The organism is Pararhodobacter sp. SW119, from assembly GCF_017811755.1.
Lineage (GTDB): Bacteria > Pseudomonadota > Alphaproteobacteria > Rhodobacterales > Rhodobacteraceae > Pararhodobacter.
Map to the genome: position 1 here is coordinate 23,791 of NZ_JADDJF010000030.1, position 15,502 is coordinate 39,292.

16 protein-coding genes are annotated in these 15,502 nt (G+C 62.9%); 6 read left to right on the forward strand and 10 right to left on the reverse strand.

The window, feature by feature from the left end; all coding sequences use genetic code 11:
* Positions 1 to 56 precede the first annotated feature (56 nt).
* Positions 57 to 2,147 (forward strand): OmpA family protein, encoded by a 2,091-nt coding sequence (locus IM708_RS14865; RefSeq protein ID WP_209427366.1) that lies wholly within the window; start codon positions 57 to 59, stop codon positions 2,145 to 2,147.
* A gap of 86 nt (positions 2,148 to 2,233) precedes the next feature.
* Positions 2,234 to 3,874 (forward strand): FAD/NAD(P)-binding domain-containing protein, encoded by a 1,641-nt coding sequence (locus tag IM708_RS14870; protein WP_209427367.1) that lies wholly within the window; start codon positions 2,234 to 2,236, stop codon positions 3,872 to 3,874.
* Positions 3,875 to 4,267: 393 nt separating this feature from the next.
* Here IM708_RS14870 and IM708_RS14875 read toward each other — a convergent pair whose 3' ends face one another.
* The 8 genes from IM708_RS14875 to IM708_RS14910 form a co-directional block, all read right to left on the reverse strand.
* Positions 4,268 to 5,305: a PRC-barrel domain-containing protein gene (locus tag IM708_RS14875; RefSeq protein ID WP_209427368.1), complete on the reverse strand. Its 1,038-nt coding sequence runs from the start codon at positions 5,303 to 5,305 to the stop codon at positions 4,268 to 4,270.
* 488 nt (positions 5,306 to 5,793) lie between these two features.
* Entirely contained in the window at positions 5,794 to 5,976 is a 183-nt protein-coding gene (locus IM708_RS14880; protein WP_209427369.1) for a PLD nuclease N-terminal domain-containing protein, read from the reverse strand.
* Positions 5,977 to 6,056: 80 nt separating this feature from the next.
* Complete coding sequence (gdhA, locus tag IM708_RS14885; RefSeq protein ID WP_209427370.1) at positions 6,057 to 7,409, reverse strand: NADP-specific glutamate dehydrogenase; 1,353 nt, start codon at positions 7,407 to 7,409, stop codon at positions 6,057 to 6,059.
* Between the two features lie 110 nt (positions 7,410 to 7,519).
* Complete coding sequence (locus IM708_RS14890; protein WP_209427371.1) at positions 7,520 to 8,866, reverse strand: ferric reductase-like transmembrane domain-containing protein; 1,347 nt, start codon at positions 8,864 to 8,866, stop codon at positions 7,520 to 7,522.
* Positions 8,867 to 8,975: 109 nt separating this feature from the next.
* Positions 8,976 to 9,485 carry a DUF2231 domain-containing protein gene (locus IM708_RS14895; protein WP_209427372.1) on the reverse strand — a complete coding sequence of 170 codons (510 nt, stop codon included), beginning with the start codon at positions 9,483 to 9,485 and terminating at the stop codon, positions 8,976 to 8,978.
* A gap of 76 nt (positions 9,486 to 9,561) precedes the next feature.
* Positions 9,562 to 11,274 (reverse strand): sensor histidine kinase, encoded by a 1,713-nt coding sequence (locus tag IM708_RS21695; protein ID WP_209427373.1) that lies wholly within the window; start codon positions 11,272 to 11,274, stop codon positions 9,562 to 9,564.
* Between the two features lie 33 nt (positions 11,275 to 11,307).
* The gene (locus IM708_RS14905; RefSeq protein WP_209427374.1) at positions 11,308 to 11,883 is read right to left on the reverse strand and encodes a sigma-70 family RNA polymerase sigma factor; all 576 of its coding nucleotides are present in this window, start codon (positions 11,881 to 11,883) and stop codon (positions 11,308 to 11,310) included.
* A complete protein-coding gene (locus IM708_RS14910) occupies positions 11,880 to 12,068 on the reverse strand; it encodes a NepR family anti-sigma factor (protein ID WP_245243216.1) in 189 nt (62 codons plus the stop codon). Before IM708_RS14910 ends, IM708_RS14905 begins: the two co-directional genes overlap by 4 nt.
* A gap of 185 nt (positions 12,069 to 12,253) precedes the next feature.
* Here IM708_RS14910 and IM708_RS14915 point away from each other — a divergent pair, with 185 nt between their 5' ends.
* Positions 12,254 to 13,072: a response regulator gene (locus tag IM708_RS14915; protein ID WP_280860688.1), complete on the forward strand. Its 819-nt coding sequence runs from the start codon at positions 12,254 to 12,256 to the stop codon at positions 13,070 to 13,072.
* A 74-nt stretch (positions 13,073 to 13,146) separates the two neighbouring features.
* Here IM708_RS14915 and IM708_RS21580 read toward each other — a convergent pair whose 3' ends face one another.
* Positions 13,147 to 13,269: a hypothetical protein gene (locus tag IM708_RS21580; RefSeq protein ID WP_280860690.1), complete on the reverse strand. Its 123-nt coding sequence runs from the start codon at positions 13,267 to 13,269 to the stop codon at positions 13,147 to 13,149.
* A gap of 43 nt (positions 13,270 to 13,312) precedes the next feature.
* On the opposite strand from IM708_RS21580, the gene IM708_RS14920 reads away from it, so the two are divergent.
* From IM708_RS14920 to IM708_RS14930, 3 genes are all read left to right on the forward strand, one after another.
* Entirely contained in the window at positions 13,313 to 13,486 is a 174-nt protein-coding gene (locus tag IM708_RS14920; RefSeq protein WP_209427375.1) for a DUF1328 domain-containing protein, read from the forward strand.
* Between the two features lie 73 nt (positions 13,487 to 13,559).
* Complete coding sequence (locus IM708_RS14925; protein WP_209427376.1) at positions 13,560 to 14,069, forward strand: DUF2383 domain-containing protein; 510 nt, start codon at positions 13,560 to 13,562, stop codon at positions 14,067 to 14,069.
* Positions 14,070 to 14,295: 226 nt separating this feature from the next.
* A complete protein-coding gene (locus tag IM708_RS14930) occupies positions 14,296 to 14,982 on the forward strand; it encodes a Crp/Fnr family transcriptional regulator (RefSeq protein WP_245243217.1) in 687 nt (228 codons plus the stop codon).
* Position 14,983: 1 nt separating this feature from the next.
* Here the strand turns inward: IM708_RS14930 and IM708_RS14935 are convergent, their stop codons facing one another.
* Positions 14,984 to 15,337 carry a hypothetical protein gene (locus IM708_RS14935; RefSeq protein ID WP_209427378.1) on the reverse strand — a complete coding sequence of 118 codons (354 nt, stop codon included), beginning with the start codon at positions 15,335 to 15,337 and terminating at the stop codon, positions 14,984 to 14,986.
* Positions 15,338 to 15,502 lie beyond the last annotated feature (165 nt).

Sequence of the window (15,502 nt, forward strand, 5' to 3'; positions counted from 1 at the left end):
AAGGAACCCGCCTTCCGGTCGCAATCGACGGGCGCGGGTCGAAATCTGGAGGTACGATGATGCGCAGTTCGAAGTTCCACGCAACCACCGCCCTTGGCTTGTGCCTGATGATGGCGCCCGTCGCGGTCAGTGCGCAAGAAGATGCCGCGGCCGAGCAGCCGGACGGCCTTTACGCGCCGCTGGTCGAAGCCTGCCGCGACAATCCGGAGACGGACGGCTGCGATGCCGTGCGCGCCCGGGTCGGCGAATGCGTCGAGAGCTACGACGCCAGGCTCTGCGAGGTGTTGCTGGCCGATCCCACGATGGACGGCGCCGAAGACCCCGAGGCGCGCGCCGTGGAGGCGATCGAAGCCCTGCAGGTCGAATTCGCGGATCTCGCCGAACCCGCCCCGGATGCGCCCGCGCCCGAAGAGATGGCCCAGGTCGAAGCCCCCGAGCCGGTGGTCGAAGCGGCCGAAGCGCCCGCGGAAAGCGAAGCCGTGACCGAGGACGCCGAGCCTGCGGAAATGGCCGAGGCCGAGGCCGCGCCCGAACTCGAAGCGGTGGAGGAAGAGGCGCGCATCGAGGAGACGGAGTCCGAAGAAACCCAAGTCGACGAAGCCGAAGCTGACGCGGCGCAAGCCGCCGACGAGATGGTCGATGACACGCCGGCCGCAGCCGACGCCGCCGCCGCGGAAGAAGCGGCGCCGGAAGACGACGCGGTCGCCGATCAGGATGCCGCCGCCGAAGAGGTCGCCGAGACCGCCGAGGAGCCGCAGCCGGACGCGGCAATGCCGGATGCCGAAAGCATCGCCGCCGCCGAGGAGGAAGAGCGCGCGCTCGAGGAAGAACGCGCCCGCCTGCGCGCCGAGGCCGAGGCGATGGCCGATGAAGCCCCGGAACTGGTGGTCGAGGACGCCCCGGAAGAGGAGTTCGTTGCCCCCGTAGAACAGGCCCGCGAACTGGACGCCGCCGAACAGGCCACCGTCGACCGCTTGCTGGAGGACCCCGAGGTCGCCACTGCCGTCGGCCTTCTGGGCTCGGTCCTGGCCTCGCGCTTGGCACCTGCGGGCGACGATGCGCCCGATGACCAGCCCCCCGCCGCCGCCCTCGCCGCGCGCGAGGCCGAGGAGGGTGAAGCCGAAGCCGAGCTCGAGGAAGAGCCCGAAGTGATCGAGGAGTCGATCACCGCCGCGCAGCTGCGTAGCAGCCAGGAGGACTTTGCCTCGCGCCTGTCGCTGGATGTCGACGCCAGTGCCGGCGCCGATCGCGCCCGCCGCGACCGCCGCGATCTGGAGCGCGCGGGCCTCGCAGCCCTTGGGGCGCTGGCGGTCGGCATGATCGTCAACCGCAACCGCGTCGTCGCGCGCTCGGACGAACGCGTGGTCGTCGACACCGGCGAGGGCGATCTGGAACTATGGCGCGACGATGACGCGATCCTGCTTCAGGACGGCTCGACCCGCCGGATCGAACGGTTCAGCGACGGGTCCACGCGCACCCGTTGGATCCGCCCGGATGGCACCCATGTCGTCACCGTGCGGGACGCGACCGGCCGCGTGCTGCGCCGCGAGCGGATCGCGCCCGACGGCAGCATGGTCGAGTTGCTGGACGACACCCGGCAGTATGCTCCGATCGACGTATCGGTCCTGCCGCCCCCGCGCACCAGGGAGCTTCGTATCTCGCAGCGCACCGATCCCGAACTCGCGCTTGCGATGCTCCGCGAAGCCGAGGCCGAGGCACGGGCCATCGACCGGTCCTTCTCTCTGCGCCAGGTCCGTGAGACCCGCGAGCTTCGCGATCTGCTGCCGCTTCTGAGCCCCGAACCCATCACGTTCGAGACCAACCGCGCGAATGTCCGCGCCGACGAAGCCCCCAAGCTGCTGCAGGTGGGCCGCCTGATGGAGCGTCTGATTGCCGACAACCCGCGCGAGATGTTCCTGATCGAGGGCCACACCGATGCGACGGGTCCCGCAGCCTACAACCTCGCGCTGTCGGATCGCCGGGCTGAATCGGTGGCGCTGGCCCTGACCGAGTTCTTCGAGATCCCGCCGGAAAACCTGGTGGTGCAGGGCTACGGCGAGCGTCACCTGCGTATCCCGACGCTCGACTCGGAGGTCCGCAATCGCCGCGTGGCGATCCGGCGGATCACCCCCCTGATCGATTCCTGAACAGGGCCGAAAGCTGAACGACTGGACGGGCGCGCGAAAGGCGCGCCCGTTCTACGACAAAAGCATGTCAGGACAGGAAATCGACCATGGCCTCCCCGCCGCCTCCCGTGCGCAGCGTCGCCATCGTCGGCGCCGGGCCACGCGGGTTGGGCGCGCTGGAGGCCTTGGGCGCGCGTGCCCTCCGGCAGGGCCGCAAGCTCGATCTCCATGTCTTCGAGGCGTCGGAAACACCCGGCGCCGGTCCGAACTTCGCGCCCGACATGCCGTTGTCGGATCTGCTGAACCTGCCGGTCCGGTCGATCGATCTGCCCGCTCCCGGCAGCCCGGCGCTTGATTTCCCATCGTTTCGGGCCTGGATCGTCCAGCGGTCGCTTTCGCTGGGACTCGACGACTACCCCCCGCGCGCGGTGATGGGAACCTACCTTTCGGAACGGTGGGATCACGTCTGCGCGGTGCTTGGCGTCACGGTCCGGAAGGCCCGGATCGAGGTGATGGAAAGCGGCCCGGACGGCTGGCACCTGCTGACGGATGCCGGCACGCAGTTCGGCCCCTGGAGCGAGGTCGCCCTGGTGCTCGGCCAGCCCGCGACCCGCCTCGATCCACAGCGCGCCCGCTGGCAGGCCCATGCGCAGCGCCACGGTCTGAATCTGCTGCCGGTCTATCCCAGCGCGGATCTCAGCCGGGCGGCGCGCGCCTGGACGGGCCGCACTGTCGCGATCCGCGGACTGGGGCTCTCGACGTTCGATGCGTTGCGCGCGATGACCATCGCTCAGGGCGGGCGGTTCGAGGCGGACGGCTACCACCCCTCGGGCAAGGAGCCGTCGTTGATCGCGCCCTTCTCGCTGGACGGGCGGCCGCCGGCGCCGAAACCGGCGCGCGGGGCGCTTGATGATCACTACGCCCCGCGAGCCGACGAGCGGGCGCAATTTCTCGATGCACTCTCCGCCCTCGGCGCGGACGCATCGGACGACCTGACGCCGGTCGCGACCTTGGTGGCAACGATCGCCGCGCGCGCGATGCACCAGGCCGGGGCGCCTCCTGGCGGCGCAGACGCGCGTTCATGGCTTCTGGCCGAAATCCGCGAGGCGGGCAGGCAGGAAAGGCGGGCGCCGCTCGACTTCCTCGAACAGAACGCCGAGATGGCCGCGGGGCATTGCCCGCCGGACGCGGGCTACGCGGTGGGGCAGGTCTGGCGTTGGTTGCAGCCTGATCTGCGCAAGGGGTTTCAAAACCTCCCGCAGCCCGGCAACGCACGCGCAGCCCTGATCAAGCTGGACACGGGACTGAAGCGCTATTCCTATGGCCCCCCGCTGGCGGCCGCGACCGAGTTGCGCGCGCTTGTGGCCGCGGGCCTGGTGACGCTCCGCGCGACCGCGGACCCCGACATCCGCCTGATACCGGAAGGCTGGACGCTCGACCCCGCGGGCAAGACGAAACTCGACGCCGCGGCCATGATCGATGCGGTCCTGCCGTCGCCCGACCTTTCCGCCGTCACCGAGCCGTTGATCGCGGGCCTCGTCGCGCAAGGGGTGCTCTGCAAGTCGGACGATGCCGACGGCGCTGTCACCGACCGGAGCGCGCGTGCGATCTCGGCTGCGGCGAAGCCGGTGGAAGGGCTTTCGATCCTCGGCCGGCTGAGTATCGGCAGCAACATCGCCGTCGACTCCATTCACGATTGCTTTGGAACGGTCACGGCCGCCTGGGCCGACCGGGTCCTGCAAACCTGACTTGATCTTGCTTCCGGACGGTGGCGGAGCCAACCTCGGGGCAGCAGCCTCAAACACGGACTGCGCGCCTGCGCGCTGCGCCGCTTCCCCAGCCTGATGCGACGGGGTTTCGCTATGGGGTTTCGCTATCGGGCATGGTGGCAACGGCCGGGGCGGGCCCGCGCCCGCATCCAGCGCCAAGTCGGGTGGTAAACAAAAGGTATAAATTTACACGATTTACAAACGACTTCATATACCTGCGGAGCGATGCGCACTGCGCGCACCCCGGTCGCGCCGGCTGATCCCACGCGCTCGCCGGATCAGATTTCGAACCCGTCGAGCGGACAAGAAAAGACCCGCCGGTTTCCCGGCGGGTCCAGTCATCATGATCTGGTCATGACGCGAGAAGGGGTGTCACCCTTCATATTCGGGCAGGCTTTCCAGCTCTTCCTGCGTCATCGGCAGTTGGACCCGCACGTCGCCATCTTGGTCGTTCCAGAGGATATCGACCGCATCAAGCTCCAGCGCGACGGTGTGGGTTCCAAGACCCAGGAAACCGCCAACGTCGATGATCGCATGGGTCACGCTGCCGTCTTCGGCCAGGACAAGGTCATCGACCGAACCGACATCTTCACCCTGACGCCCGTAGACATTGGCGCCGATCAGGTTCTCGGCGGTGCGCGCGTCGCGCTCCATCACCATGTAACCCTCGGGCACCGTGGTGCGCGCCAGCGTCTGGTCGCTAGCCGACTCTTGCGTGGTGTCGGTCATCGCGCTGCCTTCTGCGGGCTGGGTCGCCATGGTGTCGTCGCCAGACTGTTCCATCGACGCCTGCTCAGTTACATCCCCCTCACCCCTCGCAAGCTGGGCATCGCGGGACATGTCACTGTAGCGGCGCGACTCGAACCCGATGCTCAGCTGGTCGTCGTTCCACTCGGGAAGCCCTTCCAGTTCACTCTCGGTGAGGGCAGCCACGACGAAGAAATCGCCCAGATCTTCGGGATTGCTGTCGTCAGCGACGAAGTACAGCTCGTCGATATCGACCATGACGGTCCGCGCACCAAGCCCGAGGAAGCCGCCGACATCGATCAGGATGCCACGCACTTCACCGTCCTGGGTCATGACGACGTCGCCGATGCTGCCGACGTCCTCCCACCGGTCACGGCTCGCGGAAAAGGTCGCATCGCTTTCCCAGCGCATGCTGGTCCGTTCCCACGACCCACGCTCTTGCGTCATGCGCTCTTCACGAAGGTTGCGGGCTTCCTCGACGTCGACCGTATAGAGGTTCTTGCCGGTGAAATCGGTAGCCAGGAAGGCGGGAACGTTGCGCTCGCCGGCTTCGCCAGCGCTACCCTGGTTCATGGTCGTCTGGCCGGTCGTGTCGGCGGTTTGCGCGACAGCGCCCATTGAAGTGATCGCTACGATCGCCGTAGTCAGCATAAGCTTTTTCATGTCGTACTCCTGTGTATTCATGGCCTCGTCAGAGGCTCTGGGTTACAAACGTGCGGTATGGATCGGGGTTCCGTGGCAACAAAAAAATATTTGAAGAATAATGGCTTGGTGGCGTTTCACCCGCGCAGCAAAAAACGGGCCGCTGGGGCGGCATGGCTTTGCTGTGAACTGTCACTTGCCGGCCTAGACGAGGGTCGAAGACCCCGCCGCTTGGCCATTCGTTTCGGCTTCCAGTTGAAAACGCCGCTCCGCTTGTTCCGTTCCCTGGTTCCGCACGAATTTCCGTTCTACGCGCTATCTCAGATTGCAGGCACCCTGTGCTCTCGGCAGGGAAAGGAAATGTCATCACCGTTCGACACGCTGGATCCCGCGGTTCAGAAACGCTTCCGCGCAATGGCACTATGTTGAGGTGAATAAGAGAAACACCGCTGGCCTCTCGACCAGCGGCGTTTGCTCCCGCACGGAGGTTCAGGCGATAGAGCGAAGCTTCAGGGCTTCTTCGGTCCCGCGATGAACCAGATGATCAAGCCGACCACCGGGAATAAAAGCACCAACAGGATCCAGAGCACCTTTCGCCCTTGCGACGCGCCCGAACCTAGTATGGACACTGCCGCCCAGACCACGAGCGCAAGGTGAATGATCCCCAGAATGCCAGTGTAGTTCGCGTTCATCGATGAATTCCCCCGGATTTGAGTATAGGTCCACCGGCTAACGTTTGCGTGAGCCAGTCGGTTCCGCAGCATCTACTGTATCAGATGACGCCACCGGCGATTACCGCCCGCGCAAGTTTTCGGTAGCCTGCGACATTCGCGGCACGACGATAGTCGATCGCTCCGCTCGGAGTGCAGCAGTTGGCGCGCTCTTCCTTGAGGCGGCCATGAATGTCGCACATGATGTCCCGCAGCGCGGCGTCGAGGCGCGCTTCGGACCAGCGCGCATAAGTCGCGTTCTGCTGCATTTCCAAACCTGACACAGCAACACCGCCGGCGTTGGCGGCCTTGCCGGGTGCCTGGATAACGCCGGCGCGGCGCAAATGTGCCTCGGCCTTCGCGGTTACGGGCATGTTCGCACCCTCGGCCAGATAGCGGCAGCCGCCGTCGGCCAAAGCCTTGGCGTCTTCTTCTTCGACTTCGTTCTGCGTCGCGCAGGGGAGGGCGATATCGGGCTCAAGGCCCCAGGGGCGATTATCCTGTAGAAATTCGAGGCCCAAGCCTGCCGGGGGCGACTTTGCCGATTTGCCCGAGGCTGCAACGACCCATTCCAGCGCTTCGACGGTGAACCCGTCCTTTGCGTGCCAGGTTCCTGCCCGTCCGGAGAGCGAGATCACCCGCGCGCCCAGATGGATCGCTTTTTTGGCCGCAAAGCGCGCGACATTGCCGCGGCCCGAAATGGCGATGCGCTTGTCTGATAACTCTTCGCCGTTCTCGGCGAGGATCGCCTGGGTGAAGTGGACCAATCCGAACCCTGTCGCCTGCGCCCGCATCGGACTTCCGCCCAACGACAGTGGCTTGCCGGTCATCGCGCCGCCCCAGCGCCTCGCATGCTGCACCCATGCGCGGAACAGGTAGCCGATCTCGCGGTCGCCGACCCCGATGTCGCCGGCCGGCACGTCGCGATCCGGACCGATATGCGCGGCGAGTTCAGCCATGAAAGCCGCCGCGAACCGCTCGACCTCCGCCTCTGATCGGCCTGCGGTGTTAAAGTCCGCTCCGCCCTTCGCGGCGCCGAGCGGGAGGCCGGTGAGGGCATTCTTGAACGCTTGCTCGAAAGCGAGAAACTTCAGTACCGAAAGATCGACCGTCGGTGACCAGCGCAATCCACCCTTGTAGGGGCCCAGAAGGTTCGTATGCTGCACGCGCCAGCCGCGGTTGATCTGCACCTCGCCTGCGTCATCGCGCCAAGTGATGCGAAAATCGATGATGCGATCGGCTTCGCACAACCGTTCAAGAACGCGGGCGCCTGTGAACTCGGCGCTTGCCTTCTCGATCGTCAGGACATCCTGCGCGACCTCTTCGACGGCCTGGATGAACTCGACATCGCCGCGATGGCGGGCGACGATCGGCGTCATGAAATTTTCCAGCAGCGTGTCGATCCGGTCTTTCATGGAAATCCTCTCTCAAACCTGCCCAAGATGCAGTGCCAGCCAGACAGCTAGCGCCAACGCAAGTGCCGTCACGAAAATCGCGTAGATGAGTGCAAGTCGCGGTCGCATGTTCAAACCAACTCGAAGATTTCGAAATCGATGTGACGCTCGGCGACGCCCATGGCCTTAAGGTCGCGTTCAAGTGAGTCGATCATAGGGCGCGGGCCGCAAAGCAGGTGGGGCCAGTCGCGCGCATTCTCCGGCAGATGGTCGCGCAGCACATCGGCGTCGATTTTGCCGTGCGGCCCCTCCCACTCCGCCGGCGGGTCATCAAGGACATGCACGACCGACAGGTTCAGTCGCTTGCCGATATCTGCAAGCTCCTCACGAAAGCTGATCTGATCCCAGGTCGGATTGCCGTAGAGAAGGATCACCGGTCGCTTATCGTTGCGAGCTTCGAGTGCGTGCAGGTTCGACAGGATCGGGGTGATCCCGACACCGCCGGCAATCATCACGAAGCCTTCGGCATCGGCCATGCGATCGATGGAAAAGGCACCATATGGCCCGTCGACATAAGCACGCGCACCAACCGGCGTTTCCGCCAATGCCGTGCTGTGATCGCCCAGTGGCTTGATCGAGAAAGCGACATTCGGTCCCTTTTCCGGCGCGGTCGAGATCGTGAACGGATGCTCGATCAGTGAAAACGGGGAGCGCTCGACCTTGAGCCACGCGAATTGACCCGGCTTCCAGCGTGTCAGCCCGTCGCCCTCGGGCTCCAGTTCCAGCGTGTGAACGCCACCGTATTCAGAAGTATTGGAAACCACGCGCCATGGATTGCGCGACTGCGCCCACGGCCGCAGAAGACGCGTAAACACGAGTATGCCTGCCCACCCCAGCGTCGCGCCGAGCCAGAGTGCGCGCTTTTCAGGCGTATCGGTCAGATTGCCGACCCCGAGCACATGGGCGATTGCGGCGGCGAAACCGACGATGGCAAGGAAGAGGTGCAGCGCTCTCCAGTGCTCGTACCTGAGACGCAACAGCTCTCGCCACTGCGAAGTCACAACAAGCCCCGCGAAGCAGACCAGCGCTACCCGCCCCGCCGTGAGTTCCCAGCGCGCCTCGAGCGGATTGAGTACGCCAAGCGCGGGCTCGTGAAAGACATAGAGCAGGCCGAAATGCGCCAGCATGAGAGCAAGCGCGCCCCAACTGAGGTAGCGGTGGCAGAGGTAGACGATGTCCGCACCGAACGGATGTGTCAGCCAGCGCAGCCGACCGGTCATGGCAAACTGCAGCGTGACCATCGCCAACGCGCCAAACCCGAGCCCCATGCTGAAATCCCACGAAAACCCCCCGGACTCTACGCGATTTCCAGACAACAGAACCACGTGCGGTGCGCCGATTGCGAGGATTCCAAGCGACAGAATCGCAGCCGCGTGCAGATGTACTGCCCACGGGCGATCATGTGTCGGCTGATGCACGCGCGCAACCCGACCTTCCTTTCGGCCTGAAGTGTCAGGGCTCCCCTTCATCTGCTGTCAACGTAGTTCCAAGGCGCGCGGTTCCAGGACAAAGATCGGCTTGCGTGCTTCAATCGCCATGCTCGGGCATCTTGGTGCCGATCTGATAGTCGAATACGAGCTTGCCACCGTGCCAGCCGGTGACTGCGGTCAGCCCGGCGGCAAACACCGACATCAGCAGGCCGAGGGGCAAGACCGCGGCTTCGTGATCCCCGATCCGAATGGCCCAGTTCGCGCCGAGCACGGAAAGCAGCATCACAGCCAGGATGAAATGCGTCCAACTGGCCGACCGGTTGCGGATGCCGCGTACAGCCAGCAACTCCACCGTGCCGGTAATCCCCGCGATCACCCCCATGAGAAAGGCGCCGAAAGCCGCCCAGCCGGCTGCGCGCGTCCAAAATGCGTCGCCCGTCCACCAGTAGAGAAGGTCCGCGCCGAGAACTGACATGGCAAGAGCGATTGGAAATGCCACCAGCATCGCATGCAGGGGATGACCTGCGATGGCGATCCGGGACTCCGTCTCGTGCAGGGCCCGATGCTCCTCGACCGGGTCACTGAATTTTTGTGGTGCTTGCGGCATGGGATCCCGTGCGTGGCATTCAGGCCCTAGACAACGCCGAGATCTTGCGCTGGTTCCTGATAGCCGCGTGGTGTATTCAGGACGCGGTTGCGCCCTTGGACGTATCCAGCGCGAGGCGCAGCCGCATTTCCCATCCGTGACCCTCGGCGTCTTGCACCGCTCCGCTTTCGATATCGCCATGGATCTGCAGCGCGAAGGCCGTCATGAGTTCTTGCCCGAGGCCTGATCCACCCTCCGCGTCCACTGGAACGGAAAGCGAATTCCAGACGCGCAGTTGCGCCTGACCCATCTTGCTGGAGAAACACACCTTGAGCTTCGTCGGAGCGTCGGGGTTCTGCGGGGCCGCGTATTTCAGCGCGTTCGTCAGCGCTTCGGAAAACAGCAATGCCGCCGGAATGATCTTGTCGTGTGGCAGCGCCACGGCCTCGAAGTTTCTCTCGATCAGCATCTTGCTGGTGTCGACCTGGCCGATGACCAGAAACTCGTTCAGAATCCGGTCGAAGAAGTCCGCTGCATAACGTTCGTTCATGCGCTCTTGTTCGTAGAGCGTTCGATGTATCGAAGCCAGCGAGCGTACTCGCGCCTGAATACCCACCAGAATGGCTCGGGCCTGCACGTCGCTGACCCGGCGCATCTGAAGATTCAAGATGGAGGCAATGAGTTGCAGGTTGTTCTTGACGCGGTGATGGACCTCTTTCAGCAGGACCGTCTTTTCCGCCAACGCTTCCTCGCGTTCCATTTCATCGCGCCGGATCAGGCGCGCCATCTTGGAGAAGGTCGAGTCGATTTCCCGCAATTCGGTCGGCGCCTCGTCGGGGAGGCGCTGAAATTCATCACGATTGCCGAGCGCAAAGCGCCGAAGCTGAGAATTGATCTGCTTCAGATGACGGACGACCATGTAATTGACCGCAAACATGACGACCGCTACCGATGCGATCCACATCAGGATCGGAAAGCCCAGCCGCCACATGTCAAAGACAGAATCCTTCCCGACCTGTTCGTCTGACCAGCTGCCCAAGGCATACAATTGACCCGGGATCAGTTCGGCGATGGTGAAGGTACGCTCGATGCCGGCGTTGCTGTTGGCGCGGAAAACGCCATTTCGCATCTCGACGATCTCTCTTAGCGACTCGTCGACCGGCAGCATTTCGTTGGCTCGTGCGCTTTCCGCACTGGTCAGCGTCTTGCCCAGATGATTGACAAGGTAGGCCAGTCGCGGCGCGGTTTCCGGATCAGGATCAGCCGCAATCAGGTCGAAACTATGCCGCGAGATCGAGATGGCTAGGAAGCCCAGCATCTCGTCTTCGACGATCACCGGCCGGTTGACCAGGACGACCGGTCGACCGGTGATCGCTCCGGTCGGCTGAAAGCTGAAGAAGCTTCTTGGTTCGGCGAGATGGGCCTGGAAGGTTTCGGATTCGCTGAAATCGATGGGATCGCCCGATGACAGGCAATCCATGTTCCCGTCACTTCGAATGAACCCCGCAAATGCGTAGAAGCGCGACTCTACGATGAAGTCGCGCAGGTAGTTCGAACAGGCCCGGGGGTCGTCCAACCGGTCCACCACCAGGGGTATGATGCGGTCGATCGCCAGCATCGCGCTTTCCAAAAGCCCGCGCTGGCCTGCAACTGCATCAGCCGTACGCGCCAGAAGCGACGCTTCAAAAGACTGTATTTGTGTCCGCCAAGCGTCGAACTCGGAATAGATCGCAATCGATCCCAGCGGCGCAAGTGCAAGTGTCAGCAGGACCGCGAGGCGCGACGCCAGTCGATTGCTAAAGTCGAACACCGTTCGTGCCTTGCTCTTGCTGCGATCTTGCGGTCAAAATGCGCTGGGGCTCGCTGCCATGACAGCTGAGATAGGGCTATCAGAGGCAGAGGCATGCTCGCCTTTCTCCAGGTGCAGCATCTCCGCCAATGCGCGGCGCGCCCTGTTCGCCCTGCTCTTGATTGTTCCTGGCGCGCAGTCGCAGGTCTGGGCGGCCTCCTCGACCGAAAAACCGAGGGCGCCGACAAGGATCAGCGCCTCGCGCTGCTCGATCGGCAGAAGGTTCATCGCCGCGTTCAGTTCCTGCAGCGCAAGCCGACCATCGTGATCGGGCTTCGATGCGAGGCGGGCAGCAAAGGTGCCCTCTGAATCGGCGACCTCTCGGGCACGCTTTCGGCGGGTCGACAAATGCGTATTTCTGAGGATCGTGAACAACCAGGCGCGCAAATTGGTGCCCTCGCGGAACTGTCCGAACTTGCTCCACGCCTTCAGGACGGTATCCTGAACCAGGTCGTCGGCCGCCGCGACGTCACCGGTCAGCCCGCGTGCAAATGCGCGCAGCGATGGAAGGTGGGTGACGATCTCGTTGCGGGGGTCTGCAGAAGCTTCTTGACCCTTTGAATCGGTCATTCGTCACCTGATTTGCTCTGAGTGTCCTGCTGTCTCAGCGCATCAAGGAGTTCGGTCAGGTTACTGGGCAAGTCCTCGGCGGCGGCTTCGCTGTAAAGCCGCTTGAGATTCTCGTCGATCTGCTGGGAAACCGAAGGTGGTATGGACCCCGACTTTCCATTTTGATTACTGCTCATCATCGCCATTCAGCTGCGCGCCCCACCATTATCAACAACCTGTCATCTTCCTTGACGTCGCGCAAGCACTGCGCGAGCAGAAGAAACTCTGGATATTCGTGGAACCGAACGCCGCTATTCGCGTTTGGTTCCCCGGCCGAGAACTTTTTTTCAGTACTCGGACTGAAACACATATATACGGGATGAAGGCTGAAATGCGCGAGATCGAAGGAGTACATATGTCGAGGTCGATGCAGATAGCGAAAGAGCTGCCTTTTCTACGCAGGTATGCGCGGGCGCTCACCGGAAGTCAGTCGACTGGCGACAAGTACGCGGCGGCCACGCTTGAAGCGATTCTGGCGGACCGCTCGCTGCTGGCTGATGGGATTTCGCCGAAAATCGCCTTGTTCAAGGCATTTCATTCCGTCTGGCAGACGACCGGGGCACCCATCGGTGACGGGGCAATCGACGGGATCGAGGCACGCGCACAGTCGTTGCTCGCGGCCCTGACCGCCAACACGCGTGAGGCGCTTCTCCTGCGCTCGCTCGAAGAGTTCTCCTACGCCGAGATCGGTCAGATCATTCAGGTCGCCGAAAACGAGGCGCAAGATCTGGTGGCCATCGCCTACAGGGAGATGTCACGTTCGGTTCGTGGACGGGTGCAGATCATCGAGGACGAGCCGCTGATCGCGCTCGATATCCGCAACATCGTGACCGACATGGGCCACGAAGTGACCGGGATCGCGCGCACACACGCGGAGGCCGTCGCCTTGGGCAAGCGGGAGCGCCCAGACCTCATTCTGGCGGACATACACCTTGCCGATGATTCATCGGGCGTGGAGGCGGTAGGCGAGTTGCTGGAGCAATACGAGTGTGTCCCTGTGATCTTCATCACGGCCTATCCCGAACGTCTGCTGACGGGGGAGAAGCCCGAACCGGCTTTCCTGATAACCAAGCCGTTCGAGCAGGAGCAGGTCCGCTCTGCAGTGTCGCAGGCGATGTTCTTCGCGTCTACCCAAACCCTGAACGTCTGATCTTAACCAGACGACAGACCAATGCAGATGTTAGACCCGGCGCGTGCCGGGTCTTTTTGCTTTCGACGTTAGCTTCACAGCGACTGGGGGGCGTCGATCGGCGCTTTCTCTATGTTTTCAAGCGAAAGGATGCTGTGGCCGCTTTCCAGTTGCCGGCGATGCGGGATGGAACCGAGACGGTCGGTCGCAAGTTTCATTCTTCATCTCGCCCTCGAGGCTGAACAAACGAAAGGACAAGTCATGCTTAGTTGGGCTCTTACCTTCCTGATCATCGCGTTGGTCGCCGCGGCGCTAGGCTTTACCGGTATCGCCGGGGCCGCGTCGTCGATTGCGCAGATTCTCTTTGTGATCTTCCTGATCCTCTTCGTCGTCGCGATGATCGCGCGCGCCGTGCGTGGTCGACCGCCGGTCTGATCACCGGCGCACTTGCGCACGCGGCCGGGTCGCAGGACCCGGCCGCTCGCCCCCGGAGCAGATGGAGGCTTTCATGAAACCCCCGAATCCGATCGCACAATCCGCCGTTCCTGCGGCCCCGCCCATCACCGGCGCGGAGGCGTCCAACAGGTCCCCGAACATTTCGCCGGATGAAGAGCGTCTGGACCTGATCGCCGAGGCGCATACCCGGGTTCTGGATACCAAGAAGGGATTTGAAAAACTGGTAGAGAAGGCAGAGCCGAAGTTTCGGCCGGTCGCAAAGGAATTCCTGGCGCTTCATAGCCGACACGAAGGGGAACTGGCAGCCTACCTCGGAAGCTGTGGCCGGGCACCTCAAGAGGACGGCTCGTTCTTCGGAACCGTCAACCGCGCGGTGATCGAAATGCGGTCCTGGTTCGAGGAAGTATCGGACAACGTGATGGACCGCGTTGTAGAAGGGGAAAAGCACGTCCTGGAAGGGTACGCAGCCGCCCGCGACGCTGGTCAGACGGTTGAGGCGCATGCCATGCTCGCAAGACACATCACCGAGATTGACAGGCTGATCGCCGGTCACACCATCTGAGTTTGTCTTCACCAGCGCGCATTTCGGCCCACTGCGACCTGGATAGCATTTCCAATTTTTCTTACCGCGACCACCGTTAGCTTACGCTGTTCGAAAATCCCTCGCTTCGATCGTGGACGCCACCTTGCTCTCGCCCTCGCGGTCGAGGCATGATACGTGTCAAAATCTGCGAACCGTAGAACAGGGTAGAATGATGCACCCGTGCAAATCCTGTGCCCTGCGCAAGATGTCCATTTTTCTGCCGTTCTCGGAAAGCGAAGTGCGTTTCATGACCGAGTTTCGGGATGGTGAAGTCCATCTCGAAACTGGTCAGACCCTCTATCATGAAGGTGACGACCTCAATTTCTTCTACACCGTACTCTCGGGTCAGGGCGCGCGCTACAAGTTTCTGCCGAACGGCGGACGACAGCTGGTGAATTTCCTCTTTCCAGGCGACCTTACGGGTCTCCAAGGGCTTCTGGAGGGTCAGGCGAGCACCACAGCCGTCGCGGCGTGCCCGATGGTTCTGTGTCGCTTCCGAAAGACAAGATTGCCCGAGTTGTTCCGTACCAGCCCTTCGCGCGCCTACGCGCTGACATGGGTTGCAGCGGTCGAAGAGCATTTTCTTGGCGAGACGATCACCACCTTGGGGCAACGTACTGCGCTGCAGCGCATTGCCTGGGCGCTCTTGAAGATTCATTCCCGGTTGACCGCCGTCGGGCTGGCGCGGGGCCATGGAGTTCCGTTTCCCTTCCGCCAGCGCGATCTTGCAGATGCCCTCGGTCTGTCGCTGGTCCACACGAACAAGATGCTTGCTCGTCTGCGCAATCAGGCGCAGTGGGAGGACGGTGTGCTCAGGATCACGGAGGCCCGTGTTCTCGCTGAGATAGCGATGGTCGATCTGGAAGAGCCGCCAGTTCGCCCCTTGCTCTAGCTCAGCGCAACAGTTGCTGCACCATCTTCTCGAGGTCCTCGCTGAAGACCGGCTTTCTGAGCATCGGATAGGGCAGGGGTTCGCCTTCTGATTCGTCGTCGCTTTCGACCATGACGATCTGCGTGCCGGACTCGTTCAGCACGGCCCGCAAGTTGCTGCGCAAGAACTCCTCTGACGCGATGTGCAGGACGGCGAGCGCGACCTTTGATTCTGTGTCGAGCTTCGACAACACCTCGATGGCCTGCGTGTCGGATGATGCGATCAGCGGGACGCCCAGTCCCATTCGCTCCAATGTCACGCTCAGATCTCGAGCGAGGATGGAGAAGTCGGCGACGATGAGGAAATGCCCTGTCATGAGGATGAAGCCTTTGCGATTGATCTAACCGCTAGCTGCCAACATTCGGGGGCAGTTGCTATGAACTGTGACATAGGCCGGCGCACACCAGCAGGTTTTCGCTACTTTTCCAGATTCAGCAGGCGCGATGCTTTCAACCGGGCAGCGCAAGTACCAGCGGAGCCC